The following is a 26633-nucleotide window of genomic DNA, read 5'->3' as shown; positions in this document are numbered from 1 at the left end:
TTCGCGTAAAGATATGTTGTCGCAATTGCGCTTGCCGCAAGTAGCAACCTGCGGATGACGAGAGGCAAAGTCGTGGTATTGTCGGAATCAGCCATGACCCGAGCTCGCTGAAGTTTGGTTGTGGTTGGCCTGGGCAGATGCTGCACCATCCGTCCGTCAACCAGATTGCAAATTGTCTAACGTCCGTCATTTAAGCTGACATTCGCTCCAAAGTCAACCAAAAAGTCTGATTTTAACTGATGAGCCAAATTTCCGTGGAGCAATGCAGAGGCGCCAGAGCGATGCTAGGCTGGAGCCAAGCTGAACTAGCAGAATCTGCAAGTGTTTCGCGCGCTACGGTTGTGGATTTCGAACGAGGATTGCGCGTCCCACATCGCAACAACCTCGGTGCCATTCGTGAAGCGCTCGAAGCTGCCGGTATAGAATTTATTCCGGAGAACGGCGGCGGTGCTGGCGTGCGCCTGGCCAAACGGCGCTAGCGGCGGCGAACGCACCGTTTCGTGCGATTTGCCCAAATCTGAAGCCATCCTGGTGTGCGAATTGAAGACAAATACTTCGGTTTAGGTGACCCGTTGCAGACACCAACTTCCGGCCCCTTTCGCGCCAAAAAGCGGACATTTGAGTTCGCACGCACCAAGGACCGGCTTGGGGCCGGGAGCAGACAATCCGGTTTCGTCGATGGATGGTAGGATAGCTGCCGTTCCATTGAGAAGCGAAGCTGACATCCGCAAAAAAAGCGCTCAGACGCCGCGAGCCGTTCCCCTAACCCTACTTAAATTTCGCAGGTTTGATAGAATCTGCTTGTCCACCTGTTCCTCCGAGCAGTTCCAGAGTTCGCTGAGAACCGGATATGCCATGGCCACGTCCCAAGGAAATAAAGGTGCGCCGTTCATCTGGGCGAACGGCGAATCCGTTTCAGTTAGAATTCGCTCGCGCGGCATCAATTCCACGAGCTTCCTTCCCTTAGCTGACCCCATCATGGAAGGCCCGATGCTAAACCAGCAATCCAGCTGAATGGCCCTCTGAAGTTCGCGAGTGCTCCCCGAGAACCAATGTAGGATCGGAGTTCCAGCCGTCGGTTCAGCTTCTAAGAGATCCAAGACTTTCGAGGCCGCACGCCGCGAGTGCAAACTGATGATACGACCGCCTGCGTTGCTGCAAGCCAGCAAAATCCGCCGCAAAGTCTTCATCTGCAACTCAAAGCTCCCGCTCAAATACGGACTGCCATCGAGGCCGACCTCGCCGACGTAGTTCGTTTCCGGCAGAAAATGTTCGAAGAGAGCTATCTCCGTGTGGCGCTCGTGCACCAGTTCTGGGTGGAGGCCAAGAGCGATCTGAATACGCCGTCTGTCTCCGATGAGCCGCTTTGTGCCGGTCCACGCTTTCGGCGTGGTTGTGACCGCGAGAACGTATACGCCTTTCTTTTCGGCTTCGTCCAAGATCGGTTCCGGATCTTTGAACAGGTCAATGTGGCAATGAAAATCGATCAAAGGACGCCTTGCACTTGTAAAAATTTCTTGAGCTCGTCGAGCCCTCGCTCGGCCACACCGTGGGCTAACGCCGTATCTCCGACGATCGCCGAATTCAAGGCGCCGCCTATCCATTCTTCCGCGCCGAGAGTGTCAACCGTGTGTACCGCGACAGCGACCGAACGGACGTCATCGAAGTCCCGGAAGCGGCGGCCCGGCGTTCCGAGTGCATCATATTTGTAGGCGGGCGTTGTATCAGCCACACCCCACTTTAAAAAGGACGAGCGCCTTACCAAACATGGCACACAGCGACCGCACTGACGGAAGCCGGTGCGGGCATAGCGGCCGCAGCTGGTGGAAGATCCGATGAGTTGCTGCAGAAGCGGCTGGTTCTTGCAATCGGCGAGCATCTCCCCTTTCGTCTTGTATTGGTACGGATTGACCAGCTTCACGTTCAGCCCTGCGGCATTGAGTACCTCTTGAATCTTCGCGAGGTAGAACGGATGGGTCGTGCGTGTGCTCAGCGAACCAAGACGCATCGGCGTTAGCGGCACGTTGAGGCTGATAAACCCGTTCTCGGGGACGAAAAGCTCAACAGCCGCGCCCTTCCCGTAGCTTTGGAGGCATGTTGCGGCGAGAATCCCTATACCGAAAAACATCATAGATCGTGCGCGTTGCGATCTTTCCGACGGCCCCGGTGGTGAGGCGTTGTGATTTACTTGCAGGTGCATCGCCTGCTTGGCAATCCGCTGAGCGAAGGCGCGTTGGTCGTGCTTGTCGCCCTTGGCAATCTGGCTGACCAAGAAAGGCACGTGACCTGCCGCCACAAGATCGATCGCACCGATTAGGCTGTCCATGCCACCGGACAGCAAGCAGACGACATCTTCGTTACGGACTTTGATCGGATTGGGCGGCCCCGGGAGGTATCCTCCTTCGATGAATTCCAGCTTCCAAATGTCGGCGGTCAAGAAGCGAAGAGCTTCCTCAAGTCGCGGCGCGGCAGTGTTCCAAAAATGTGGATCGATCACAGCAACCGTTAGCTTGATCTGACGTGTCCATCCATCAGCGCTTGTCGTTCGGGTTGTGCTTTCGTCTGCGGCGATCACGGAAAGCGCGATCGACAAGAAATCCCAGGCGCGTGCCGCAGGACTCAGACCGAGCGCTCGTACTACCGGCGGGATTGTTGCTCCGACAGCTCCGATATTTGGCGAGGGTCGATGGCCGTACAGGACGAAGGGGGTATCAATGCCGAGCGGCAATGGCGTCCCGGCTGGAGCGCAACCAACTGTTGTCATAGGTAGCTCTCGAAAATTTCGAATGTGCCGCGCAGGATCGCATTGGACATCGCCGTCGCATTCTGTCTGTTCATTGGCTGCGCGGCTCGCTGCGCCCTGAAAGCACGGGCTACCTCCTGACGCACATAAGACTTCATCTCCTGCAGCCGTTCGACGCCTTCCGAATAGGAATCCGCCTTGTCGAGGACCGCCTTTCCGACATCGAGTTCGATACGATGAGCAAGATCGTGCGCGATATAGCCCTCAACCACCGCATCGATCTGCGCCGCATTCAGATTTGTGAGTTCGGCGTTAGGATCTGTGTCGAGCAACTCAGAGAGCGATCGGGACACTGAATCGCGCGCTGCCTCGCCATCTTGAGTTCCGTCGACGGGAGCAAGTGCGCTGGCAATAATATCTGCGATTTCGCTCTGCGATTTGCCTACGAGTTGTGCCGGGTCCACCGCCACTCCTGGCGGGATTGGCGTTCCTGTCCGGAGCGCGTCGAGCACGCCAAAGAGCCCGCCTGCTCTCTGGGCCGTTCCGCCCATACGCCGCGCGGCCGTGGATGATCCGCCGAGACCGCTACGGGAATAATGACCAAGGCCACGCCTGAGGTCATCCTGCGAGCCGCTACGGGCGAAGCGCCCAAGATTGGTGCGCGCCTGCTGGAATCGCCGCGGCGGCGCTTTCGGAACGGGTGGCGGCAACGGCGGAGGCTGTGGAGGTTCAGGTGGTGGAGGCGGCGGCGCAGGCGGCGATGGTTGACCGGGCACTCCGGGAACGGCGGGAGTCGGTTGCGGCGGCTGGGGTTGCGGCGGCTGCGGTTGCCCGGGCGCTGCCGGAACCCACTCGGGAACTAGTGGGACATCTTTACCCGGCCCACGGCTAGACGTGGAGGTGCCCATTATTTCCCCGCTTTCTTCGACGCCGCGGCGATGGCTCTTTTCACAGGGTCCTTGATATCGGCTTTGCTTGCCCAGCCGCTCAAGACGGACGTTGCCCATGGCTTATCGGCAAGCAGAGGCACAATCGCCGCCGTAAGTTGCGGGCCAGGTAGCCCAGCGAGAAATCTTGTGATCGTCTGGACATGTTCGCCGGTCGCTTGGGCAAGCGTCAGCAATCCGAACAACTCGTTCGGTGTGCCCCATGTATTGAGCGTTCTGGACCGCCCGAGAATGCGCTCGGTAATGATCCCAAGCTCTTGCGCAGGAAGAGCCTTCAGTTTCGTGCCGACAGCCGCGCTCTCCGCGTTGAGCTTTACGACAGCCTCAAGAAGTTCTGCGCCTTCCGACGAAAGCCTGTCGGCTGCTGTGATGATCGGCGTGTGCTCTCTGCTTACATAGACCACGCCTTGCAGATTCAGATCTGCAAGCGGCGGCTGCAGCGCCAGCCACTCGCGTACGAACTCGCTATTCCAATCCCCTTCGAGCTTCGGGATTTCCGCATTCTTGCGGGCAGCTTCCTCCCAAGGTGCCAGAAAGACCGGCTTTCCATCGCTGCTCTCGTTGATGGCGGCAAGGAGCTCGGCATATGCCTTTTCCGATCCGCAGCGCTCGAACAACAACATCTTCGCCAAGGCCGTCTCGTCCACGCTGACCTTCTGGGCACGAGCCATCGACATGCGAATGGATAGTGTGTTCAGAAAACGCTTTATCAGGCGAGGATTACCCGCAATCTTCGACGAAGTCGTTAGAATCGGAGCGATGCGGTCTGCCAAATCCAGTTGGGCCGACAGGATAGGCGTGGCCCCGGAAATCTGAGAGGCCACGAATGCGCGATCGACCCGCTTGCCGGTCCATGTTTCGCCAAGGCGTTCACTAATTGCAGTGCGAACCTTGTCCTTTTCTGTTTGCGGCAGCGTGCTGTTCTCGACGAAGAGCATCATGAGATATGCGCGGACGTCCTGCGTCCCGAGGGGTGGGACGCGAATTGGCACCTGGATCAGCTTGTCGAAGTAATTAGTGACTAGGTCATCATTCAGCGTCATGCCTTTGAAATGCGCGCGCACGGCCTCGCGGATGACAGCGTCATCGGCTGCGATGACAAACGCTGTCTTCTTCAAGAATAGAAAGAGTCGCATCGCCTCAAGCGTCGCAATCGCGGCAGGCGGAAGACAGCGATCGAGATCGTCGATCAGAACCACCAGGGTTACATCCAGCTCGCGAAGCGTGTCCTCCAAGGCATCGCGAAAATCATGAATGGCCTGCGGAGGTGTCGGACCTGCGGGAACGACCGCCGGACCCATCAAACCCTTTCCGCCTTCTGCGGCCTTTAACGCCACGTCAGCGGCTTGATCGATGTCTTTCTGACCTGCTGAGCCATCGAAAAGCCCTTTGAAAGCAGAAAGTCCTTCCGCCAGCAGCCCAATCGGCGGCAGGCCTACCGCGAGAGACGCCACTGTGGTTGCGCTTACACTGGCAAGGCGGAACCAATTTACGCGGGCAAGCAGGCCCTTCGCCTTTTCGACCGCCTTGCCGACAGTACCTTTCTGCTCCTCGGCCCGCGCCAGGATCGCGCGGGCGATAATTTCCATTAGAGCAGCTCTGGTATCGTCAAAGCCTTGATAGAGCCACGCGTTGAATTCGACGAATAGGAATTTGTCGTTGCTTTTCTCCCGGAGGGATTGCGCAAGCAGCTTCATCATCGACGATTTGCCGACGCCCCAGCTCCCAGACACGCCGAGCGAAAGTGGCCGACCATCGGCCTGTGCAATCATCTCAGCCGCGATGTCGGCGACATAACGAAAATTAAGAAAGTCACGATCAGTTTCGTTATCCGACCACATCAGCCCCCCGGAGTACTTGTTCGCATTCGCGCTTTTGTATGTTTGTTGACCACAGTCTAGTCATAGATTTAATATAATGAAAGCGTTCGATCCGACTTGCGTGCACAACCCCTCTCGTGGCTCACTTATCCTCAGGGAAGGCCCCCAGACCGTTGTAGGTTACCCACCAGACATACGCTGAACCGAGGCAACCAGAACTCAGTACCCAACCCAAGTCAGAACCGGTGCCCACATGACCGAAATAAAACAGGAGCCGAAGATCGCTATACTGGGATGGGGTTCGCTCATATGGGACAAGCACCTGGAATTCGACGCGCACCATGACGGGTGGCTGCCAGGTGGCCCAGTTCTGCAACTAGAATTCTCTCGTATTTCCGAAAGCCGGAAAGGCGCGCTAACGCTGGTAGTCGACAACGAACACGGCACAGCCTGCGAGACTAGTTATGCTGTCAGCTCAAGGAAAAATCCGGATGACGCTGTGGCGGATCTGCGCTGCCGGGAAAGCACTATCCTGTCATGGATCGGCTATCATTTCGCTAACGGAAGCCGGACTTGTAGTCCGCAAGTTCCGGAGACGGTCGCTCCTTGGGGTGCCGACAAAGGGTTTGACGTCGTAGTTTGGACGGGGCTGGCTAGCAATTTCAAGAAAGTTACACACAGGGATTTCTCTATTCCAAACGCCATGGCTCACCTGCAATCGTTGTCTCCCGAGGGCAAGGCTATGGCGGCTACATACATCTGGCGCGCGCCCGAGGTAGTAAAGACAAATCTGCGGACGGCACTCCAGTTAGAGCCTTGGTTTGCCGGCACGTGATGTGATTTCAACAAGCCGTTTCAGACCGCCGGCCACAGTGGCACCCCGCACGGAAACACCCGCCGGCTAGCGAAGATTGAATTGCGCTATCGAGCCTGGATCCGGGCGTCAACTATCGAGCATCGCGTACGAAACGCGGGAGCCAAAGACCTGTCCAAATTTCCCCTGCCTGATTCATGCTATCACGAGGGCCAGAAGACGTCGCACCGACTCTCGAAGGAGGAGGTATGGATAAGTTCGTGTCGTCAACTAGAGCATTGATCGGCATCAACCTGGACTCTGAAACAGCCGGACGCCAGGCGATCGCAGGTTTCCTTCTCCAGATCCTGCGGAGCATCAAACTTGGTCTGGACATGAGCCTGACTTTGTCGCCGCTTAGCGACGGCACTCAGATGGTCCTTCACCTCGAGCCAGTTGACGGTGGCGACCATCAGGTCGTTGGCGGTCCGCGAGACATCGTCGAGCAGGTGAAGATGCGCGCCAGCCGCCGCAAATGGACAAGTGGTGAGATCGCCGCGAAAGTCTTTCCGGACCTGCTCAAGGCAGTTCGACTGAACGCCGACCAGCAATTCCGTTTCGTGACGAATAACGCAGAGGGGCTTGCGCCGCTCCAATCCTACCTCGCCTCGCGAGATCCAAACTCTCACCGCCGGCATCGCTGGGGCAATGCTCGTCTCACAACGGCCGCGTTCAAGCAGCGCCTGGCAGAGTCCGCCGGTCTCACCACTATAAGTGCCGAGCTGCAGCATCTGCTCGACCGATTTGAGATCGAGATCATCGCAGCCGAGGCCACTCAGAATGGAATCGACAAGGCGCTGACGCCCCTGCTCAAGCCAGGCGAGGTCGCCAGCGACAAGCGCTTTCAGCTTGTCGGGCAGTTGATGACGCTCTCGACGGATGGCGCGAAGTTGACACCTGCGGAGCTACTCGCGCTGATCAATCCGCAGGCCCATCGCCTACTCGCCCATATCCAGTCGTTGCCAACACTTCTCGCCCGTCATGTCGACAAGGATGCCGATCTCATCGGCTACGTGCCAGAGCAACAAGCGCGTCGAGCACTTCCGATGGTGACCTCCACCTTCGCGACCCTTTCCGGGGAATCCGGGCAGGGAAAAACCTGGACGCTCGCCCAGCTAGCGTTCAACCAGATCGCGAGCGGGGAGCTCGCGATCGTGATGCGCTCGCCCAAGAAGATCGAAGAGGTCGCCGACGGCATCAGCGAACGTATTTGGCAACCAGCACATTCAGAGCGCGGGACGATCGCGGTCATGGCGAAGAACCTGGGAGACGCGTTCCGCAACGACGACGGCATCTGGCTAACTGTCTATATTGATGACGTGCAGGATCGTGAGTTCGCGCAGCGACTCGCCCGATCGAAGTGGGACGAATATGGTGTGCGCGTCGTAGTTTCCGCCCAGCCGCGCATCACCTACGTGATCCAGTCGATCCGCCAGGGTGTTCAGGTCATCGATATCGGCAACTTCCGTAGTGCGGATCTGCATCGCTTCCTGAAGCATCACGGCCGTGCCGAGTCGTTGGAGACGATGCCGGACGACGTCTTCGAGTTGCTCTTGAAGCCGGTCCATGCGAGCATCTTTGTGCAGCTCCCGAAGCGCGTATCCTGGGCCGGCGTTTCCGAATATGAGCTCTTCAGTGCTTACTGGGAGTATGCGAGCCTTCAGGCGCGCGAACAGTCCGACCATCCAAGCGACAAATATGCCTTGCGGTCGCTCGCGGCTCAGTTGCTGACCGGGAAGAGCCACTATCCATGGCGCATCGCCGACTTGCGCGCGGTGAACCTCGATGATCAGGCGGTGTTGAGGCTTGAGCAGGTCGGCCTGCTTCGCCGGCCCGTGCCCGACCGCATCCTGTTTGCATCAGACCGGATGCTTAATTGGGCGATCGCAGAGTCGCTGGCGGACAAGATCCAGGAGGATGAGCTTTCACCCGCGCAGGCTGAAGCGCTTTTCGCCTCGATCAATGGGCTCCAGACAAAGAAGAAGGAGCCGATCGGTTCGCGTTTGGGCTATGTCTATTTCGACGCGCTGTGGCTGCTCGCGCGCGAATGTGAACCCGAATTCGTTGCCCACCTCATCTGGGAACATGTTGCGCGGCTTCCTCAGGATTCCCGCGCAGAGGATCAGTGGCGAAACGGGTTCGGCAGTCTCGGAGCCGAGATTCTGCCTGCGCTGGAGATTGTTGCGTCCGGTGCGTTCGATGAAGAGCGGGACTGGGACATCCCACGGAACATCCCGTTCGCCCTTGCGGCTGTCGCGGTGTCTGATCCTTGGCCGTTCGGGGAACTGATCGCCCGCCTAGTCGCCGCGGAGGTCGAGCGCAAGGTGGATATGGGCTTACGTGCGGCCCGCCTGGTTCCCGCGCCCGCCGCACTCGACGCGATCTGGAATGAACATCTCTCCCGCGCGACCGCCTACGATCAGGTCAGAGCTGGCAGAGACGTCGATGCGCGCGCGCCTGCTATGTTCCGGCAGCAGTTGAGTTCGGATGCGCTTCACCTCGCTATCAGCGCGAAACCCGGTTGGCTCGACGCCAAGCTTGCTACCGAGACGAACGTCATCGCGATCAATCAATTGGTCTGGATGCTCAAGGATGAGAAAACCGTCGACAGCGACCTGGCGGCGGAAATCTGGGAGCGGCATCGTGATCGGATCGTAGCGCTGATGCCGACTCCGAGCACCGCGCTCATCGAAGCAATCGGCTATTTTCGCGAATCGTCACTCACCCCTGTGCTGGATGCTATCCCGGACTCGGAAGACTGGACGCAAGATCGCGTCTTACGAAGCCGCGCCCGCCTCGCACCTCAAGACGCAATTCGCCAGATCGCGGAGGGCAGCGACGATTACGGTTGGAGGGCTGCTAACTGGTGGTTCGATGAGCTCGCCGCGGCGGACCCTGATGGGCTTGCTACCGCGATCCGCGCGCGCGCCGCCACCAGCGATGATCCGCTCACGAACATTATCCTCTATTACAGCTTGAATCCTGAAGCGATGGATGCACGGACGCTTGACGAGGTGCTCGACGCCTTTACCGAGAAGCTGCGGGTCTTCAATGACAACAACACCCACCCCGACGGTCTAGAAGGGCGGCTTCACCACCCGTTGAGCTTTCTGCCGCGCCTTTGCGAGCGTTGGCAGTTCGAGGCGTTGCGTAATCGCGCCGGCACAGAGCTGGAGGCGCAGCTCGTGCGGTTCGCCGCCGCCCGTAGGGGGCGCACGTCGATGACACGCGATATCACGGGCAACGAGTGCGAGCGGATTCTCGCAATGATCGCGGGGGACGGTTACGACGGGTTGGTCCTTGCGGAGCTAGCTAGGCCGAACGTTTTCGGTCGTCAGGACGGCTTCATCGCTGCACGCTGGTCTAGCGATGACCGGGTTGCGGCCGCGCTCGCAGAGTCGCCCGCTGATCCCGACACCCAATCCTTCGACCAAGTCGTGCGAATGGAAGCGCTGGCGGTGCACTGCTGCGACCCACAGCTCGAGGCGATGGTTCGTGCCGGTACTCCGATCTACGTGAACGCGGCAGAAATGCGCGGCTCGATCCATCGCGACATGTCGGGTTTGCGCACTCGCATTGCTGATCTACTCGCAGCGGGGGGTCCACAGTCGCGCGACATGGCTGCAGCCCTCACGGGCTTCCTCGAGGACGCCGAGGACGCACTCCCACTGGTCCCAATTTATGTAGCACCAGCGACAACCGACCACGTTCGGCACAGGATTCTGGCCTCCTTCCGCGCGCTTCGCTTTTACAGCCCCGAGCTACTCCCGCTTGCGCGCAAGATGCTTGCGGACAAGATCGACGAGGAAGCGCAGTTCGTCGCGACGTATTTGGCCGAGGCCGGCGACGATGAAGCGAGGCAAACCGTGATTGACTGGCTTTCGGGCCGAGACCTCGGCAGCGCCTCTACGTCGCCGAGGAGGTATCTGACGGCACTTCTCGATCATGCCGCCGGGAAAGCTGCGGTGGTGGAGTATCTTCGACGATCGCGAGCGAATGGTCATCTGGTGGTGGATGGTGGTCAGCTGCGGCTGCTCGCCGCTGCCGGCGACAGCTGGGCGCAAGAGGAACTGGTGCGCGCGAGCTATCGCTATTCTGGCTTCGACCGCGGGAATGCGATCACGGCCATCGACTATCTGCGGGAGGAAGAGCCCGACGAGGCCTATTTCGCCGCACAGCGACTACTCAGCCGTCATGCGGTCGCGACAGCGGCCGATCTCATGCTTGAAATCGACCCAGCGCGGGCTGGCCCCGAGCTACTTGAGCGCTATCGACATGCAAAGCCTTCGCTGCGCCTCCAAGTCGAACGCCGGCTGCGCGTGCATTTGGGAGGCGATGCTCTGGCCGCTCTCGTGACCCCTCTCGCGAGCGCCGCGCGCGCAAGTGACCGCAAAATAGCGGCAGGCTTGGCCGCTGCGGTTCCCCCTGGCGTCCCACTACCCTGGCTTCAGCAACTGGCGAGTGACGCCTCGCCCACTGTACAGCAAGCCGCCCGCACGGCGCTTCGTCAACGCCGCCTCGAAGCGGCAGCGATCGCTCACCGTGATCTTTTGTTATCGTCCCCAAAGCCGCTTCAGTGGGCGAAGGTTTCGACGATTCTCGAGCTGGTCGATCCGTTCTATCTCTGGGCTCGTGACGACCCCGCGAATCTGAGGGAGGTGTTGGACGCACTTCCGTTTGAGTTCCTCGAAGAGGGACGCCAGCTTCGCAAGAAGCAGCTCAAGCAGCGGGAGGACTCAGCCGCAAAGGCTGATAAAGATCATTGAAACCTCGGGGGACTGCCGTCAGCTATGTCCGCTTTCGGGAAGATTGTGGTTCGGTTCGGACCGAATGAGGCGCATTGCCGCCCGGCAGCCTTTGGGGCCGCCAGCGGACTATCCGCTTTGGGCATCGGACCTCGAAAAGCAGGCGCTGGAGTAACTTTCGGTCTGACGCGGTTTCCCGCAGCCGGACGATTGTGCTGCTGGAGCCATTGAACTTAATCGTACGTTGTCGTTCAATTGGGTCGGTACGAGGAATCGACATAGGTTTTCACGAACTCTAACGAATTTCACGTATGCCGGAAGGATGATGCTCTCGAGGCTGGCCCCATACATTAAATCTCACTTGCCGATCCCGATTGACTTGATGATCGAGGCTTTCAATACGGCCGCGTGTGCCCGAGACGATTCGGAGTATCGTCATGCCGCCGAGGAGATCATGTCCGAGGCAGGCGTCTATCTGCACCCACTTGAACTGTCCTGGTTTATCTCTGCCCGGGGGACAGATGATGAGGCCCTAGAGGCAATTCGCCACCGAAAGGCTTACCTCACGCGAGCTGCTTCTCTGATTCCAGTTCTCTTGTCTTTTTTTGATGTGAAAGACAGCGGAAGTCTGGAGTCTGTTCTTCGCCGGATCGATGACTTTTGCAGGGATTTTCCTGCCATCAAGGCGACGCCTCACGAGAAAAGAGCTCGCAAAGAGATCGCCACGGGCCTTCAGCGCGTTTTACGTGCAGTCTCGGACCTTGCCGTGCGGCTCGACGAGCTCGGACATCACCTCGACATTGAGTTCAATCACCACAAGACAGCTAATGCTCGGGTGCCCGAACTCGATCGCTTTGGGGACTCCTTTGAGCCATTCCTGGCCGATCTGAAGCGGCTATCTGTAGTCACAGAGATAGTGCTGTACCGTGAGCGCGTCGGGAGCAGTGGTTTCATTGTCACGGACAACAGGCCAAAATTTCAGGCTGTCGAGTGTATCTACCAGATTTCACTTTGGCAGAACGCACCTGCTTTCGTCACCACGCCAGGTTCGGATTTTGCGACAGCATGCAGCCTCCTGTATGAGATCGCCAGTAGTGAATATGACGTCGGACTCGCGGGAGCGATCAACAGGTTTGCGAAGAGCGCGAGCCGGAAAGAGATTCTCGAGGAAGAACAGTCATTCCGGTGGGATAACAGCGACGAAGGAATGCGTGCGTACGAGACGGATAACTTCGCGGCCGTCAAAGAGCGGACCGCAAAGCTGAAGAGTGAGTTCACATTCTGGGAGGAGATCGTCGAGTCCCGCGACTGGGATGTCTTCTCCCGACGCGAGCTGCTCGAACGCAGAGCCGATGTCCTGGAAAGACTACAACGAACGCTTCTTGAAAACGGTCCCCACTTAGTCTGGGGTTCACAGATGATGCGCGCCCACGGACCCGCTTTCGAGGACCTGGAGGAAATGCACAATCGGCTTGTGAAAGCTGAAATTGCGCTCGGCAGGTCTCGTCGCCTAGCGCGTAATGCTTGATTATTTTGGCGCCATTCACACTCGGCAGGGCCGGCATCCTCAGTATCCGATATCGTACGCGACGGTAGGATTCGAACCTACAGCCTCACCACCCCCGACCGGCGCCGCCAGCCGAGTAGAAGCGGAGTGTTCTTCCGTTGAACTACGTCGCGTCACGGTGCTTCCACCGATGCGCACTCAGTATCAGATAGCGTTGGTCGAGTGTTGACGCGAAACGAAAGTTGGTTTTGGATTCATGTCGACTGCTGTATAGAGCGGCGTCGTTTCCCGGCGGGCGAGAGCCGCCAACAGCGTCGGGTTCGGATGCGAGCGGAAAGGAAAGAGGGTCATTGGTGCGCACTCTATATGCGCGAGCCATGAGAACGCACCTGATCTTGGATGGCCTTAAGCTGAAATGCTGGCCCATGGAGAAGCGACATACGACCGGCTTATGTTACAAGTTCGTTTCGGACACACATCGTGAAACCCACCTGCGCATCACAAAATTCGATAGCGTCGCTGTCACGGCACCGACAGGGTTTCCGCACTTCGGGCGTTTCGTCTGACCTGCAGTCGCATCCTGGGCTTAATAAAATCGATCATTCTGGACACGATCAGCGCGATGACTCCAGAACATCTGAGCAAGACATTCAGCAAGAGCTCAAGTAGCCAACCACTTTGCGCTTTCCGCGCGGTGATCGACGCAGCGGCAGGACTTGAACCTGCATCTTCCCGCCCTGTCGCCGCGTTTGCGACGGCAGTAGAAAGCGGGAACTCTATCCGTTGAGCTACGCTGCGTGATGTGCTCGGCGTGCCGAACATGGACTTTCTCTACCGCGGCTTTCCGCCGCCGTGTTGATCCCGTTTTTGCCCTTTGGCCAAAATGAGATCAACCGACCGCTGCTTCCTGCCGGTCTCAATTTCCAATTGGAGCAGCGCTGCTTCCCTTTCGCGCTCTTGGAGGACAAAGCGCGCATCTCAACTTCGTCGATCGGATCGCTCCAGACCCGGTGTGGGCCATGGCGCTGATTGGCGTCCTGGATGTCTTCCAAAACAGCGAGGAGCCTCCGGCTGAGATGATACTTGGCGGCATCATCCCACGCGCGGCTTTCCATCATCGCCTTCCAGAAGCGAGCTTCGCCCGTCAGCTCCTCGATCCTCCTTGTGACGTGGAGGAAATTATCTTCCACGTGCGGTTTCAAATAATCGTCGCTGTTTTCCTGCCGCGATTCTTCTGCATCGGAATCGAGTTTTTTGCGAAGAGCGCTTCGGGCAAATTTACTGATGGCGCCGGCTAGGCTGGCGTCTTGCCCGCCGCCTGCAAGCTCAAACAGCAGCGCACATAAGAACGAAAAATCCGAACCCGGCGTGGTGACGAAAGCTGGCCGCCCATACCAGATCGCCATGTCGTATGCGCATTCAACGACATGCGTCTTGGCCTTATTGTCGCCGACATAGAATCCATTTTCCCCAACATCATCGCGATAGAGCGCGATGTCGGCAGCGACCCGCAGCCAATCAAGCTGTTGGTTGAGCACCTCGACACCCGAGCTTGGTACCCCCTGTTGCTCGTCCCTCAGGATCGCGACGTGCTGCTCAAGCTCATGATTGATATGCGTTTCCGCTTTCTCCAAGGTAGCCCGCAGTTCCTGCGCCAAATTTCTGATTTGGGCGATATCCGTCCGAATTGCCTTCCTGACTTTTTTCTCGTGAGCTGATTTTGCTACGATCGGAAAGTCATGGCAGCAATCGTCGATCCGCAGCATTATGGAGTTGAGGTTGCGCCCTTCGCGGACTCCAAGGATTTTCAGGATGCTTGGCAGTAGATACCGCATCCTTTCCAGATACTTCTTCCTGCTGGAGATGATCGCGACCGCTTCTGTCTGTGGCAGCTTTCCAGAAATGAAGTCGGAGAGATAACCCCGCCTTGGCAGGTAATCGCCGGCACCGCTTAGAATCTCGTTTGCTGCAAGTCGCCGGGGTTCGCCATCGGCACGATCATGTACGCCATTCAGCAGCCGCAGCATCATATCGCCAGGGATTGTTTTCCCATTGTCGACGAACGGCAGAAGCTTGAGAAGCTCGGTGTCCATTACACTAGATCCAGACTAGGTGAGATGACCTTCATCTTTTACTACCCAGATTCTACGAAACGCGAATATCAGGTGACTGCTTCTCCGCATCCACGGCAGCCCCAGTTTCTTCAGTACCTTCGACCATCTTCGCGAACGAACGGTTACAGAAGGCCATTTTGGAGGCTGCAAGAGCTATAGCAGGGCGGTTGATCGCTAAGTGCGCCATAGTGCCTTCCGGCGCCCCGCCTGTGATGACCCCTTTTAGGAAGCGGCGAAGCCGGTCGCTACGATCGACATGAGGCGCGAAGCAGCCATTCGCCATCCGACGTATACATCCCAGGGCTGGAAGCGCATAAAACATTTCAGGAAAAAGCCCATTCCTCATCGGCCGGCTTGACCAACCCCTGCCGCAGCCGGCTGTGAAGTTCATGCCACGACGGGTCTGACACGAAGCCCTTCATGCTTCCACATGCCTCGGCGAAGGAAATGTCGCCCAAACGGTCGATAAGATCGCTCATCGCGCCGTTCCTGCCATTCAGGAATAGCTCGAGCGGATCATCATCACATTCGATTACCCGATGTCCCCAAGCGCCCGGTACGTCGTCGGTTGCGAGAGCCCGCCGAAGATCTTCATCCACGCCTGCGGCCTCGAGCGCCCGGCACACGACATAGCGCATCAGGGGGTAGTAGATCGGCTGATAGCTGCCTCCAAGCGCGCGCACGCCGGGCAGGATCGACAAAACCAGAAACATCAGCAGGAGATTCGGGACAAGGCTGCGGTTTGCCAGCCGCTCGAGGATGTCGGGGGCTTTGAAGCACGCCACCTTCATACCGGTCGCAGGATCGATGAGTTCTCCGGCGACCAGACGCAGCGGAAGGCGTTTGCCATTTTCATAGAACCAGAAGAAATCGGTACCGCGCGCGAGCCAGCCACTCCAGGGGCCGGACGCGATCGCGTCAGCTACGTTAACCACGTCAAAGGTATCGTCGAGCGTCCAGGTGCAATCGCGGCAGCCGAAACGGTGTTTGCACGCGCCGGCATTACGGCTTTGCAAGGCGTGGAAGGACTGTTCGCGTTGGAAGGCTGGGATATCAAAGGCTTTCCAGAAGACGACAAGCCTACCGAGGACGAGGATCGCGCTGCCACGGTCTGGTTGGAAGCCGATGAGGCTGCGGCTACGGCATGTTGCGCGGGCTGGCCGGCGGAAAAAGTTCCGCACCCTCAGGTCATGGAACTGATCAACGTCCCCGCACGAAGTTGCAAGCCGAGGCGATTCCCGACACCTGGCCGGAGCGCCGGCAGCTCTATCCTGACGTCGTCAAGCGGCTGGCCAGCGGGAAACACTACGAGTTCTTGACGTGCCGGTTGAGGCCTTTGCTGCGTTCAAATCTGCCTTTGCAAAAGGTCGTCATTTCAACAGCCACATCCGCAATCGTTATGCATTCCGGCTCGCGGAAGGCGCGGCAACAGGCCCGTCGGGCGATTGACACAATTTCGGATCCGAAGCGGCCCACGCCACCCCAGGAAGGAAAGCGCGGCCCCGACCGTTGCCGTTGGTCGACAGCGGGAAGGCATCCATTGCGGACCGCTGCAGACGGAGCTTGAGACGATTATTTTCGTGCGATGACGTGGCCGATTATGTCGTCGTCTGGTTCTGTCGGTTAGCTTTTAAAAGAGTCGCCTGGCATGTTCAGCCCATCGAGCCTCAGCGCGGCTCCAGCCTGTCCAGATCAGCGGGATCAAGGCGCTGCAAAAGCGCGTTCCTTGTCGTGTCAAGATGTAGATCCATAGCGCTCTCCTAAGGGATGAGAGCACGCTTCTCTCAGCCGCCGGCGAGTTGAACGATGCCAGATATAAGGGCGCGACCATAGCGTACAGTTCTAATTCAGCAAACGCATGGCGTTGGCCGTCGCAAGCACCGTCGCGCCGGTATCGGCCAGAGTGGCGGGCCACAGGCCAGTTAAGCCGGCTATGGTGGTCACCAGAAACACCGCCTTCAGCCCCAGCGCCATCGTGATGTTCTGCCGTTGGCCATAATCGCTTGAGACAGGCTTATCATCGCAGCGACGTCTCTGACGCGGCCATGCAACACAGCCCATCTGCCGTTTCCAACGCGACATCCGTGCCGCCGCCGAAATGGTTCAGAAAGCCCGGTGGGGTAACATAGATAATACTACGCGCCGGGCTCCGGACCGCTCGGCCCCGCGCCGACAAACCCCTCGCCGTACAGCCCAGCAATCTATAGTGAAAAGCGGATCTTTGCGGACTGGTGCGTCCTTCCAAGGCTAACCGTAAACGACACCCGGCTTACTCTGACCCACTTCGATGATGTAGCCGTCTGGATCGCGAATGTAGCAGCGAGTCTCGCCGTACTTTTCCATCGGCTCTGTGATGAATTCAGCGCCCCGGGCTTGCCAGCGTTCATAGCAGCCGTGGATGTCAGCAACGCGGATGTTCATGAAGCTGCTGAATGAATCAAGATCGCGGGGAACACCGAGCGTCACCGACGGTTTGTCAGGTGTGGGGCCGCCCCCGATGTTGACGATGAGCCACGTGTTGGCGATCTGTATGTATCCCGGCGCGCCACTGCTATCGCCCAGGCTCAGGATGCGGCCTCCGAAGACCATCTCATAGAATCGTGCCGAGCGTTCAATGTCGGCGACTGTCAGAAAATGCGCGACAATAAAGCCGTTGTGCGGGGGCATTTCATAGATTTCATCCTCAACGCGTACTTGGGGCATCCGCGACTCCTATTGAGAGAGTTTTCAAAGTCTTCCCGGGCCGCCACGGCGCGCGCCGACAGGTTTAATGTGGCTTCCCTGATACGGGTTTTAAGTTGGCCTTTGGTCTCGGTCCGTCTCTGACCCGGCGCGGGCGACGCCTTGGCACGCCGAGAACCTACCTCAATAGGGGTCCTGTGCCGCGCCTCAGAACGAGAAGGGCGAAGGTGGTGGTGCGGGCCCTACCCCCTTGGCTCTTCGCGTCGCCTCTTCAATCGTTACTGATACTTTCGTCCTATGGCCTCAGTGCCGGATTTGATGCGCGCCATGAAAGGGGCATCGTGGCCGGCCTGGCTCGGCAGATCGCGGTGGCTGTAGCCGAGATCTTCGCTGCCGACGCCCGACGCCCGGCCACGGATCGAGACGATCGACACAACCGGCGCCCGGCTCAGCCGCACGAAAAGATCAGGCAGTGCCGGTAAGCGGCCGGACGTCAGAACGCGCGCTAACTCCGGTCCCGCGTCGGGCCAGAGATATTGAAGGGCAGCCGATTGATGGTCACTCGCCAATAGGCCGGGTGACACGTGTAATACGGAACTGCTTATCATCCGCTGGCTTGGTATCGGAGACGGTGCCGACCACCGATCTAGCGGCCACTGAACTAATTCACCGCCACCAGGCAGCCTAGCCCCGCGAGCGCGAGGATCACCGTACTTTGAATGCTATCGTTCACTCCGTTCTTTTACCGAAAACCCGATCTCAAGAATTGGGTCGATCGAACGACGTACACAATCACACCCTTCGTATTGGAGCTCAGATACCTTTTCGAAGCAATACCAAGGAACAATAGCCCTATCAACATTCGCTACGATCTCCCATCCTGAAGAAGGTCTTGATCTCCGACGGAGGGCGAGTGACCCGGGCAATAAAGATGATCACCGTTTTTACGTTTCAGGCGCCCGTCGCGTTTGCCGGAGCGGCTCGCGGACAATCAGCTGGTACGACTGGGATCTCTACGGATGCCGAGGATGATGGGTCGGCGGCCGGGCCTCCTTCGGCGCCGAACCAAGTTGGCGAGCCAATCGGGTTGGGCGGCGACTGGCTTGGTTTGAAGCCCCTCCTCGCAAGCGAGGGCATCATTGTCAGCAGCCACTACATCTCGGAAGCAGCGTGGAACTACACGGGTGGGCGACGCCAGAAAGTCGATGAGACCGAGGAGTTCAATGTCGGCGCCCAAATGAAGGGCCTGATCGCCGGCGGGCCGAGCGGCGAACTGGGTTCGGCATTGCCCGAACCCACATAAGCGGCCGCTTGGCCGAGCGGGGCCGGGCTGAAGGAGCGAGCTGACATTCTAAAGGCCAAGACGGCCTGGACGAGGAGACCAAAATGTCGCTGCAAGACGCTGCCTCCCTCGGCCAGGTAATTGCGGCACTCGGGGTGCTGGGTTCGCTGTTCTTCGTCGGACTTCAGGTTCGGCAAAGCGTGCGTTTTCAAAAACTAGCGGTCATCGACTCGCTTTCCACGTCGATCGCCTGCCTCAATATTCCGGGGATGGAAGCGCCGGCCCTGGGCGAAGCCTTGGCGATTGTAACTCAGGATTGGAACGCGTCGAGCCGCGAGCAACGGATCATCGCGCATTACTTCCTTTTCTCCTATTTCAAGCTCGCGGAGAATGCCTGGTACCAGCGCGAGGCTGGGATTCTGGAGCCGGCTCAATGGCACGGCTGGGAAAATATGGTCCGCATGTATTATCATAGCCCTGGTGTGCAAAGCGTATGGTGGCCGCGGCGTCACGATGCTTATTCGCACCCGTTTCAGCTCTATCTGGCCCGCACCCGGCCACCAGAGGATTTTGGAGCCATGAACGACGTCTTTCGTGACCATGCGCTGGCAGCAACGTAGCTCGCACACGGCAGCTGGCGCTTCCGAGGCTCAAGCCGCCATGGCTAAGGAACCCGAACTGCCCGGTTCGGTGAAAAACCGAAGCTCAGGCTGGAAAACGTCGTGTCGAAATCGGTCTCGGCCGAGCTCGGCTGGACCCTTGTCCAAATGACATTCAGCAACCAAGTCCCACCGGACGGCATGGCGAAGGTGGCGCGTCCCGCGTGATCCGTGCGGTGCATCTCGAACGGCACGGCGTCGTCCTCCAAGCGCGTCAGCTTCACCAACGCGCCCACCAGCGGCCGCCCGAGATAAAGAACGCGCACGGGAAGCGTGGTGGATCGTGGCAGCGCATAGGGGCTGCGATCCGGTACGATCTCGAGGGGCAAGCCTAAGATACGGGTGGCCTGCGACTGGTTACCCTCAACTGCGCCCCCCACCTGCACGATCGACTTCGCGCACCGGCTGTAATTCTCCGATCCGTCGCGGTCCATCCGATTGAGCCGAACCCGTAGGTCTATCGCCGGCGTCAATCCTTCGGCCTTGATGTAATCGTTGAATCTGATGAACGGGAGGTGCACTTGGGCGCGATCGTCCGTCTGGAAGACGATTACATGGGCACCGGACTTCTGCAAGACGAAGGATCCATCTGCTGACGGCGCGCCCAATTGCAATCGCTCTTTGAGATCGACCCTGGACCCATCTGGAGCAAACGCTTCATATCGTATGATGCGGCGAAGCGTGATCGGTGAACGCTGGCGGGCAGGACCGTGTCCTACCTGCAGCGTCATGGTCGTGATGGCCGTGGGCGACAGCCAAAACGCGCTTGGCTGGACCCAGAAGTCATGGGCATTAACCGGCGCGCCACCGCAGCACAGCACGATTGCGAGCGCCAAGCGCGCGCGTCGGCGTCGAATGGAGCGTTTGGGATGATCAAGGTTCATGGCGGCGCTCTATTCGAGATGATCGGGCAAGTAGCCCGGTGTAACGGGGAGGAACGGCAGCGTGGCGCACAGAATGGCGATGGCGATGAGCCAACTCGACCCGACCTTGACGGCGATTGGCGCCCGCCGAGCGACCAGCCAGCCGGCGGGTATCAGCACGATCAACATCAAGCACGCCTTTGGCAGGTCCGATGGCGAGCCGGCGAGCCGGACCACTGCGGTGACCCACACCCCCGAGTTGAGCGAGAGGGCGAGCCCGCTACGCCACCCAACACCGCCGGGCAAGTGCACAGTGGCGGCATTCACCACGGTGGTTGCCCAGCACCCGAGAAAGGCGATCTCCAACCAGCCGCGCGGAAGCTCCAGTTGGGACAGCGCGCCAAGCGTGATGGCCAACGCAATGAGGCTGACGATCCGAACGCGCGGCGTGGCAAAAGCGAGCGCGAGAGCCAGCGCCGCCAGCAGCAGGGCTGGAGGAAGTGCTCCGCCCCTCACACGCTCACCGCCGCTTGGAGAAACCACAAGCCGGCAGCGGCGATAAGACCGCCCACCAGGCGTACCGCAATACTACCCCAGCGATAAGCATTCAGCGCGCCGATGCCGATGCCCGCAACGTGCAACAGGCCGGTCGCGAGGACGAAACCTGCGCTGTAGGCGACGGGATCGGCTGCCGACGGCAGCTCCCTGCCATGGGCGTACCCATGGAACAGCGCAAAGGCAGCCACCACGATGGCCGCGGCCCATACGGGAGCCCTGATGGCCAGGGCGATGCAACTCCCGAGCACCAGAACCGATAGCGCGATGCCGATCTCCACCGATGGTGCCGGCAACCCGACCATGCCGAGTACCGCGCCGACTGCCATGACCGTTGGGAAGACCACCGGCAGCAGGTAAATGAGAGGGCGCCCCAGGAACGCGCCCCAAAGACCCACCGACACCATTGCCAGCAGATGGTCAGCGCCGCTCAGGGGATGCCAAAACCCCCAACCGAATCCCCCGGGCAGTCCGGTTCCCGTATGCGCTTGCGCCGAACCGGACATCAGCAGCACACCGGCGACGGCCGCCACCGCCGCGGACATTCGAAAGTTTCGGTCGGACATCCTCACGGTCAATGGTCCACGCCCTTGGGATCGGGCGGCGCCAGGAACGGGAAGATCGTCGCCGAAGCCGGATACTCGTCGCCACGCAAGCCGTCCCAGGCGATACCGTGCGTCGTCCCGCTGACCAGCAACGACCGCCACATGTTTGGCGTGTCGTAGGTCGGGCTGCGACCACCGCAATCGCCGTCGAACTGCGAAAGTTTGGCCAGTGATGCGAGCTCGACCGCTAGAAACTGCCGGCAGACCCGCGCCGCACTGTTCACCCATAGGCGATCGTCCACGAACATGGTGGCAAGGGCATGGTAGCGTTGTGCCGGTGCCGGGGACCTTTCCGTAAGCAACTGATTGCCGCACTTGCCGTCGAGGCTGTCCTGGAACGCCAGAGATTTCTCGATCCGCGCCATATACGACATCCTGGCTTTCGCGCTCGCCGTGTTGAACGCTTCCCGCTCGTCACCGCTCGCATCATCAGTTGAGAAGGGTGAAACGCCGAGCAGCGTGTTGCCCACGAACGGCCGCGCCATCCGATCGAGAGTCTTGGCCGATGTTGTCGATGAACCCCTCACCGCCAGTATCGCCCCGCCCTTCGACACGACCGCAAGGTCGACCGAGACGACGATGGCGGAGGCGGTCCAGTTGGCGAGGAGGTTCGTGGCCGGGCCGCCGTCGGTATGGCGCCATTGGTCGCCAACCTTTGCGATGGTTTCCTCGTCCAGCTGCGGACATCCGGCTTCGTCGGGTTGCGCGGCACCGCTCTTTAGCGCGGCCAACACAACCCCATAGGCGGCCAATGACCCCTTGACGTTGTTGTAGAACGGATCGTCCCGCAACCCGGCGAACAACCGGAAGTGACCGTTGCGGCTCTCCAGCCCCTCCGCGTCGCTGGCATCGCCTTCCACTGAATCCACGGTGCCCAATTGGCAGCTTGCCATTTTTGGCGCGGGAAACCGGCAGATGATCTCCGTCGAGGCAGTAGTGCGGCCAAACGCCTTCCCGCTGTCAATGCGAAATATGTACTGGAGCCGGTCCGAGAAGGTGTGCCCGACAACGGTCATGCCCAGGTTCAACCGATCGCCCTCTGACGCTGTCCAGGCATAGACATCGCCGATATCTGCCTGCGGGTTGCCGGTCATGGCCGGAGAGTCGAAATGGTCGGAGCTTCGCCCGGGTTGGCCGCTGCTGACCACCAACGCTACCGCCGAAACTGCGGTCGCTAAACCTCGCACGGCAGGCCATTTTTGTCGGCGCATTGCGATCACTCCTATTTTCGTTGTGTCGCAGAGTTAGGCTGGCGCAGGAGACCTTTCATATTGGACGAACGTGTCGGCGATACCTTGGTCTATTGAAGCGCCTTGGTCTGATCCCGGGCAGCGCCCGATTCACATGGCCGTAGCGCTTCGCCAACTCACCGTTGAATTCGCCGGCCCCACCAGCATCTCCATAGCGCGGCTACCCCAATCACGCGTGGCACCTGGGGCATTGGCCCGCCGCCTGGGGCAAATACCGCGCCGACATCGAATTGCGAAATAATTACCTTTTCGCGGCAGGCGAAGCGTATGTCCGCGGCCAGCGCCACTTCACTGCCAATACGGCTGAAACCAGGATAGTCGGGCGCAACGAAGTGATAGCGGGTCGGCGAGCAGCGGCAGCGGCGAATCCTAGATGCGCGACGACGACGGGAAGCGGTGGAGCAGCAGGATGGTCAACGCATCGCACGGGCCCGCTTCACGGTAGAATAGTCCCAACCGATCCACCTCGACGGTGGGATACGTCACGGTCGCCGACGTCGAAGGCAAACCATGTCAACTGAAACACCGGCATGCCTTTCGGGGGAGACGCAGTGGGACTCAAACGCCCTTTACTGCCAACAGCTTGCGGTATTCGGCGACGGGCATTCCGCCCCAACCCCAATTCTCCATCTCCACTTCCTCAAACACTACCCACGTCCAGTCCAGCGGCTTCCCGAGAACGTCGAGCAGTACCTCGCTCACGCCCATGTAGATGGCTGCTTTCTGCTCCTTTGTAACATGGTCCACACCGGGCTCGGTGCCCTCGCGCGTGAGCTGGACGGTAACAATAGGCATGAAGACTCTCCTTTGACTGGTGGGGTCAGTGGCCAGCGCTCTGGCCGCCGTCGACATGAAGGGTTTCCCCCGTCACGAAAGGGGCATCCTCCAGGTAGAGGACCGCGCCGACGATGTCGGAAATCTCACCAAGGCGGCCGAGCGGATGCAGGCCCGCCAGCGCCTCGTACGTCTCCGGCGCATGCATCGGCGTCCTGATGACGCCCGGCGACACGGCGTTCACCCGGATTCCGCTGCGGGCATATTCGATCGCCAGACTCCGGGTCGCAGCGTCGAGCCCGCCCTTTGTCAGCGAAGCGAGCACCGATGGCACCTTTGAACTGGCCTGCTTAACAAGGCTCGTTGTGATATTGACGACGTGGCCGCCGCCCTGACGTTCCATTGCGGCGATCACGGCTTGCGTGGCGAAGAAGAAACCGGTCAGGTTGGTCGCGACCGCGCGGCCGTAATCCTCTGCCGAGTAATGCGTGAAACTGCTAGCAAGGAAGATGCCGGCGTTGTTTATCAGCGTGTCGACCCGCCCGAAACGCTGGAGTGTTTCCTCGACCACCCTCGGCCCCGTAGAGGGGTTGCCGATATCGCCCGCGATCGCGAGTAAATCCGATCGATCGGAAGGTTTGATAGAGCGAGAGGTGGCAACGACGCGATAGTTCCGGCCGAGATAGGCCTCAACCAGCGCCGCGCCAATGCCTTGCGACCCGCCGGTGATGAGAACCACTTTTTGTTCAGTTTGCATCACAGACCTCGATGATGTTGGGGACCACGGACCCAGCTGCGCCGCGTCTCTTCCCGGAGTGAACATGTGGACAATCAAGGCCTGCAACCATTGTCCAATGGTGTCGCGGATACTTTGATATTGGCGGTAATAACGTGACTGTCGCCACATTATTGGTAATCGAGCGGCGCCCCACAGTGCCGACCAATATGGGGCGGAGATTTGTCTTAATTCGCCCGCACGGGCTTTGCCCGGAGATACTCAGAGCGCCAATCCACGCGGCGTACCTCCGTCTTAAGTATTGCCGACACCTTGGCGCAATGGAACGTTTCGACGGGGTCTGCTGTGGTCTTTTACAGAACATCGCGAATGGCGCTCTTGTGGTGGGGCGGCGTTACCGGAGGATCTGGCCATGCTAACTGGATTTGCGAATCCATCACCCGCGTCGGACCAGCCGCTGGCATCGCATCTGTTCGAAGAGATCAGCCACCGGGTGATCAACGAATATAGCGAAGCGATCGCGATCCTGTCGCTGGCCGCGTCCCGGGGAGAAGCGACGGCCGCGCCAGCGTTGAGGCGCGCCGCGGACCGTCTGCATGCGATGGCTGAGGCGCATCGATCCCTTCTCGTACCGATCGCCGAGGAAAACATCGACCTCGGTCATCATGTCGGGAAGTTGTGCTCCAGCCTGTCGCGCGCATACCTCAGCGAGCGGGGCATTCAGCTGACCGTTGCAATGGACGAAATCCCGCTCGAGGCCGCGCGGTGCTGGCGCGTCGGTCTGATCGTCTCCGAACTTGTCCGCAACGCGGCTCGCCGTGGCCTGAAGGATCGCCAGGGTTCCATCCGTGTCACACTGAACAGGAGTGGCAGCAGCGCCTGGTGCGTTGTCTGCGACGACGGATGCGCCGCCTCTGATCCGCCTGAGGGACATGAGTGGCGGTTGATACGCGCGCTGACGGCGGAACTTGGCGGCTCTGTGCAGTGGAAATTCACCCCGTGTGGATCGGTTGCGGGTGTGCGCTTCCCTCTGATCACGCCTTAGCTTCTGCACCCGAAAGCTTCTACACCAAAACTGCCAGCAACGCGGTCTGCGCTCTTATCAGAACGCGCGCGTTTCCATGAGCTTGAGCCAACTTCGCGCAGGAAAGTCGATGCGGATCAATGCCACCCGACCAGCGGTCAGCAAAATGCCCCCGACCGCGTTGCACTCCAACTGGAGGACGTTGCATCAGCACCGAATGCGCGATCCTTGCCGGGCGTGCAGAATCGCATCCGCCGCCTTGCCCGCTTTTTCGCTCAGGCGCGGCAAATCTCGTAGAGAAACCAACCGCGCCGTTCGCTTTCGTCGATCCATCCTTCGATCAGGCTCGCGGTGGCAATGTCCGAATAGCTATCGCACAGCTCATGGACGCGACGCAGCTCGGCCACCAACTGCTTATTGTCGCCGTGAAGCTCGGCGAGCATGTCCTGCGGATCAACATAGTCGGCATTGTTGTCGAGGATGCGCTGGCGTCCCGCGATATCGGAGATCGAACGGATCGTGGTGCCGCCGATTTTGCGCGCGCGCTCGGCGATCGCGTCGGTCATCTCGAAGATCTGATCGCCATGCTCGTCGAGCAGGAGGTGATAGTCCCGGAAATTCGGACCACTCATGTGCCAGTGAAAATTCTTGGTCTTAAGATACAAGGTGAAGACGTCAGCGAGCAGACCGGCCAGGCCGGCAGCGATGTCGCGGGTCGCGTCGGAACCAAGATCTGTCGGAGTGCGCAGGAAGCGATCCGAGCCGGCTGTCTTGCTCAACTGTTGCGTCATGATCCCAGGTCTCTCTACAGGCCGCGCACCGGCGTCTTTTCGATACGTCAGAATACGAAATGCCGTGTTCTGATCCAATCAGACGAAGGTATAGGCGCGCTCGCAGGGACGCGATTGCATCTTAGTCAGGCCTTCACGAGCGAATTGACGCAAGCCGGATTTGACCGCAATCACCGTAACCACGCCTGAAGACTTGCCGCATCGGGATGGCGGCCCTCAACCTGCCACCGACACCAAGGTGCTATGGACCGTGTCGGGCAGTACGGGCATCGTGTCGGCATCGCTGAACCGACATCCAAGTGACCGAAGTCCATGTCGCCGACAGCGCTCGGCCGCCGGGCCGAGGGACGTAGGCGCGGCAGTATCGTCTCGCCACGTGGAACCTTCGTGATCAAGGTGGAAAATTGCGTCGCCCGGAATTTACCGAACGTGTCTGTAGTTCTGGGGTGGCGGACTGGTTGGGGAGCGGCGGCCGTCGGCTCTCTTCATCTGGTTCAGCATCGCACATGAACGCAAGGATCTCGGTAAGACTGACCAAATGGACAATCAGGCCACTGTTCAGCCGATCACCGTAGCCGTGGAAGCCAGCAGCCTGCGCGATCAGGTGGCGACGATCAAACGGGCGCTGATAGGCTCACCGGTGCGCAAGTGGCTGGTCTGGACGTCGGTCGGCATTATGGCGG

General features: G+C 59.4%; 22 protein-coding genes, 2 tRNA genes and 2 pseudogenes. 8 read left to right on the top strand and 18 right to left on the bottom strand.

Annotation, left to right across the window (positions count from 1 at the left end):
- The first annotated feature begins 239 nt into the window (after positions 1 to 239).
- Complete coding sequence (locus tag NKH38_RS31325) at positions 240 to 479, top strand: helix-turn-helix domain-containing protein (protein ID WP_245265603.1); 240 nt, start codon at positions 240 to 242, stop codon at positions 477 to 479.
- Between the two features lie 261 nt (positions 480 to 740).
- Here NKH38_RS31325 and qatD read toward each other — a convergent pair whose 3' ends face one another.
- The 4 genes from qatD to NKH38_RS31305 are packed head-to-tail and all read right to left on the bottom strand — an operon-like array spanning position 741 to position 5531.
- Positions 741 to 1490, bottom strand: coding sequence for a Qat anti-phage system TatD family nuclease QatD (gene qatD, locus NKH38_RS31320; protein WP_023697530.1), 750 nt, complete (start codon positions 1488 to 1490; stop codon positions 741 to 743).
- Positions 1487 to 2764 (bottom strand): Qat anti-phage system QueC-like protein QatC, encoded by a 1278-nt coding sequence (gene qatC / locus NKH38_RS31315; protein ID WP_023697529.1) that lies wholly within the window; start codon positions 2762 to 2764, stop codon positions 1487 to 1489. Before qatC ends, qatD begins: the two co-directional genes overlap by 4 nt.
- A complete protein-coding gene (qatB, locus tag NKH38_RS31310; protein ID WP_352765316.1) occupies positions 2761 to 3651 on the bottom strand; it encodes a Qat anti-phage system associated protein QatB in 891 nt (296 codons plus the stop codon). The genes qatC and qatB overlap by 4 nt, the downstream gene beginning before the upstream one ends.
- Positions 3651 to 5531 carry a KAP family P-loop NTPase fold protein gene (locus NKH38_RS31305; RefSeq protein ID WP_023697527.1) on the bottom strand — a complete coding sequence of 627 codons (1881 nt, stop codon included), beginning with the start codon at positions 5529 to 5531 and terminating at the stop codon, positions 3651 to 3653. The genes qatB and NKH38_RS31305 overlap by 1 nt, the downstream gene beginning before the upstream one ends.
- Before the next feature lie 232 nt (positions 5532 to 5763).
- On the opposite strand from NKH38_RS31305, the gene NKH38_RS31300 reads away from it, so the two are divergent.
- The 3 genes from NKH38_RS31300 to NKH38_RS31290 all read left to right on the top strand — a co-directional run bounded on the left by NKH38_RS31300 (position 5764) and on the right by NKH38_RS31290 (position 12636).
- The gene (locus NKH38_RS31300) at positions 5764 to 6345 is read left to right on the top strand and encodes a hypothetical protein (protein WP_023669167.1); all 582 of its coding nucleotides are present in this window, start codon (positions 5764 to 5766) and stop codon (positions 6343 to 6345) included.
- Between the two features lie 227 nt (positions 6346 to 6572).
- Positions 6573 to 11129, top strand: coding sequence for a coiled-coil domain-containing protein (locus NKH38_RS31295; RefSeq protein WP_352765308.1), 4557 nt, complete (start codon positions 6573 to 6575; stop codon positions 11127 to 11129).
- Between the two features lie 361 nt (positions 11130 to 11490).
- Positions 11491 to 12636, top strand: coding sequence for a hypothetical protein (locus NKH38_RS31290; RefSeq protein ID WP_156940626.1), 1146 nt, complete (start codon positions 11491 to 11493; stop codon positions 12634 to 12636).
- A 56-nt stretch (positions 12637 to 12692) separates the two neighbouring features.
- On the opposite strand, the gene NKH38_RS31285 is transcribed toward NKH38_RS31290, so the two are convergent.
- The 4 genes from NKH38_RS31285 to NKH38_RS31270 form a co-directional block, all read right to left on the bottom strand.
- Positions 12693 to 12788, bottom strand: a tRNA-OTHER gene (locus NKH38_RS31285).
- Positions 12789 to 13316: 528 nt separating this feature from the next.
- Positions 13317 to 13413: transfer RNA gene (locus tag NKH38_RS31280), tRNA-Arg, on the bottom strand.
- On the bottom strand, positions 13404 to 14708 hold the full coding sequence (locus tag NKH38_RS31275; protein ID WP_352765302.1) for a hypothetical protein: 1305 nt from the start codon (positions 14706 to 14708) through the stop codon (positions 13404 to 13406). The genes NKH38_RS31280 and NKH38_RS31275 overlap by 10 nt, the downstream gene beginning before the upstream one ends.
- 344 nt (positions 14709 to 15052) lie before the next feature.
- The gene (locus tag NKH38_RS31270) at positions 15053 to 15910 is read right to left on the bottom strand and encodes a hypothetical protein (protein WP_352713542.1); all 858 of its coding nucleotides are present in this window, start codon (positions 15908 to 15910) and stop codon (positions 15053 to 15055) included.
- Between the two features lie 139 nt (positions 15911 to 16049).
- Here NKH38_RS31270 and NKH38_RS31265 point away from each other — a divergent pair, with 139 nt between their 5' ends.
- The gene (locus tag NKH38_RS31265) at positions 16050 to 16178 is read left to right on the top strand and encodes a KTSC domain-containing protein (RefSeq protein WP_081731574.1); all 129 of its coding nucleotides are present in this window, start codon (positions 16050 to 16052) and stop codon (positions 16176 to 16178) included.
- Positions 16179 to 16571: 393 nt separating this feature from the next.
- On the opposite strand, the pseudogene NKH38_RS31260 reads toward NKH38_RS31265, so the two are convergent.
- The 3 genes and pseudogenes from NKH38_RS31260 to NKH38_RS31250 form a co-directional block, all read right to left on the bottom strand.
- Positions 16572 to 16824, bottom strand: a pseudogene (locus NKH38_RS31260) (heavy metal translocating P-type ATPase); the annotation flags it as partial.
- Positions 16825 to 16976: 152 nt separating this feature from the next.
- Entirely contained in the window at positions 16977 to 17432 is a 456-nt protein-coding gene (locus tag NKH38_RS31255) for a VOC family protein (RefSeq protein ID WP_023669176.1), read from the bottom strand.
- 365 nt (positions 17433 to 17797) lie between these two features.
- Positions 17798 to 17988 (bottom strand): annotated as a pseudogene (locus tag NKH38_RS31250) (enoyl-CoA hydratase/isomerase family protein); the annotation flags it as partial.
- 354 nt (positions 17989 to 18342) lie between these two features.
- Here NKH38_RS31250 and NKH38_RS31245 point away from each other — a divergent pair.
- Positions 18343 to 18714: a hypothetical protein gene (locus NKH38_RS31245; protein ID WP_023669178.1), complete on the top strand. Its 372-nt coding sequence runs from the start codon at positions 18343 to 18345 to the stop codon at positions 18712 to 18714.
- Positions 18715 to 18797: 83 nt separating this feature from the next.
- The gene (locus NKH38_RS31240; RefSeq protein WP_023669179.1) at positions 18798 to 19313 is read left to right on the top strand and encodes a hypothetical protein; all 516 of its coding nucleotides are present in this window, start codon (positions 18798 to 18800) and stop codon (positions 19311 to 19313) included.
- Between the two features lie 44 nt (positions 19314 to 19357).
- Here the strand turns inward: NKH38_RS31240 and NKH38_RS31235 are convergent, their stop codons facing one another.
- The 6 genes from NKH38_RS31235 to NKH38_RS31205 form a co-directional block, all read right to left on the bottom strand.
- Positions 19358 to 20236: a DUF4198 domain-containing protein gene (locus NKH38_RS31235; protein WP_050589071.1), complete on the bottom strand. Its 879-nt coding sequence runs from the start codon at positions 20234 to 20236 to the stop codon at positions 19358 to 19360.
- A gap of 9 nt (positions 20237 to 20245) precedes the next feature.
- Positions 20246 to 20731, bottom strand: coding sequence for a hypothetical protein (locus tag NKH38_RS31230; RefSeq protein WP_023669181.1), 486 nt, complete (start codon positions 20729 to 20731; stop codon positions 20246 to 20248).
- Positions 20728 to 21315, bottom strand: a complete 588-nt coding sequence (locus tag NKH38_RS31225; protein WP_023669182.1) for a HupE/UreJ family protein — start codon at positions 21313 to 21315, stop codon at positions 20728 to 20730. Before NKH38_RS31225 ends, NKH38_RS31230 begins: the two co-directional genes overlap by 4 nt.
- Positions 21316 to 21344: 29 nt before the next feature.
- Complete coding sequence (locus tag NKH38_RS31220) at positions 21345 to 22586, bottom strand: hypothetical protein (protein WP_156940837.1); 1242 nt, start codon at positions 22584 to 22586, stop codon at positions 21345 to 21347.
- Between the two features lie 597 nt (positions 22587 to 23183).
- Positions 23184 to 23420 carry a tautomerase family protein gene (locus NKH38_RS31210; protein ID WP_023669184.1) on the bottom strand — a complete coding sequence of 79 codons (237 nt, stop codon included), beginning with the start codon at positions 23418 to 23420 and terminating at the stop codon, positions 23184 to 23186.
- Between the two features lie 25 nt (positions 23421 to 23445).
- Positions 23446 to 24156, bottom strand: a complete 711-nt coding sequence (locus NKH38_RS31205) for an SDR family NAD(P)-dependent oxidoreductase (RefSeq protein WP_023669185.1) — start codon at positions 24154 to 24156, stop codon at positions 23446 to 23448.
- 391 nt (positions 24157 to 24547) lie between these two features.
- Between NKH38_RS31205 and NKH38_RS31200 the strand changes: the two genes are divergently transcribed.
- Positions 24548 to 25180 (top strand): sensor histidine kinase, encoded by a 633-nt coding sequence (locus tag NKH38_RS31200; protein ID WP_023669186.1) that lies wholly within the window; start codon positions 24548 to 24550, stop codon positions 25178 to 25180.
- Positions 25181 to 25434: 254 nt separating this feature from the next.
- Here the strand turns inward: NKH38_RS31200 and NKH38_RS31195 are convergent, their stop codons facing one another.
- Positions 25435 to 25950: a Dps family protein gene (locus tag NKH38_RS31195; protein ID WP_023669187.1), complete on the bottom strand. Its 516-nt coding sequence runs from the start codon at positions 25948 to 25950 to the stop codon at positions 25435 to 25437.
- Positions 25951 to 26633 lie beyond the last annotated feature (683 nt).

Source organism: Mesorhizobium sp. M1078, from assembly GCF_040318615.1.
Taxonomy (GTDB): domain Bacteria; phylum Pseudomonadota; class Alphaproteobacteria; order Rhizobiales; family Rhizobiaceae; genus Mesorhizobium.
Note: the sequence above shows the minus strand (reverse complement) of the source record. Positions and strands in the feature narration are given on the sequence as shown.

Bases quoted from the DNA above. Each gene is read 5' to 3' on its own strand.
- NKH38_RS31325 (WP_245265603.1), top strand. From the start codon at position 240: ATGAGCCAAATTTCCGTGGAGCAATGCAGAGGCGCCAGAGCGATGCTA.
- qatC (WP_023697529.1), bottom strand. From the start codon at position 2,764: ATGACAACAGTTGGTTGCGCTCCAGCCGGGACGCCATTGCCGCTCGGC.
- qatB (WP_352765316.1), bottom strand. From the start codon at position 3,651: ATGGGCACCTCCACGTCTAGCCGTGGGCCGGGTAAAGATGTCCCACTA.
- NKH38_RS31305 (WP_023697527.1), bottom strand. From the start codon at position 5,531: ATGTGGTCGGATAACGAAACTGATCGTGACTTTCTTAATTTTCGTTAT.
- NKH38_RS31300 (WP_023669167.1), top strand. From the start codon at position 5,764: ATGACCGAAATAAAACAGGAGCCGAAGATCGCTATACTGGGATGGGGT.
- NKH38_RS31295 (WP_352765308.1), top strand. From the start codon at position 6,573: ATGGATAAGTTCGTGTCGTCAACTAGAGCATTGATCGGCATCAACCTG.
- NKH38_RS31290 (WP_156940626.1), top strand. From the start codon at position 11,491: ATGATCGAGGCTTTCAATACGGCCGCGTGTGCCCGAGACGATTCGGAG.
- NKH38_RS31275 (WP_352765302.1), bottom strand. From the start codon at position 14,708: ATGGACACCGAGCTTCTCAAGCTTCTGCCGTTCGTCGACAATGGGAAA.
- NKH38_RS31255 (WP_023669176.1), bottom strand. From the start codon at position 17,432: ATGCCCCAAGTACGCGTTGAGGATGAAATCTATGAAATGCCCCCGCAC.
- NKH38_RS31245 (WP_023669178.1), top strand. From the start codon at position 18,343: ATGATCACCGTTTTTACGTTTCAGGCGCCCGTCGCGTTTGCCGGAGCG.
- NKH38_RS31240 (WP_023669179.1), top strand. From the start codon at position 18,798: ATGTCGCTGCAAGACGCTGCCTCCCTCGGCCAGGTAATTGCGGCACTC.
- NKH38_RS31235 (WP_050589071.1), bottom strand. From the start codon at position 20,236: ATGAACCTTGATCATCCCAAACGCTCCATTCGACGCCGACGCGCGCGC.
- NKH38_RS31225 (WP_023669182.1), bottom strand. From the start codon at position 21,315: ATGTCCGCGGCGGTGGCGGCCGTCGCCGGTGTGCTGCTGATGTCCGGT.
- NKH38_RS31220 (WP_156940837.1), bottom strand. From the start codon at position 22,586: ATGCGCCGACAAAAATGGCCTGCCGTGCGAGGTTTAGCGACCGCAGTT.
- NKH38_RS31210 (WP_023669184.1), bottom strand. From the start codon at position 23,420: ATGCCTATTGTTACCGTCCAGCTCACGCGCGAGGGCACCGAGCCCGGT.
- NKH38_RS31205 (WP_023669185.1), bottom strand. From the start codon at position 24,156: ATGCAAACTGAACAAAAAGTGGTTCTCATCACCGGCGGGTCGCAAGGC.
- NKH38_RS31200 (WP_023669186.1), top strand. From the start codon at position 24,548: ATGCTAACTGGATTTGCGAATCCATCACCCGCGTCGGACCAGCCGCTG.
- NKH38_RS31195 (WP_023669187.1), bottom strand. From the start codon at position 25,950: ATGACGCAACAGTTGAGCAAGACAGCCGGCTCGGATCGCTTCCTGCGC.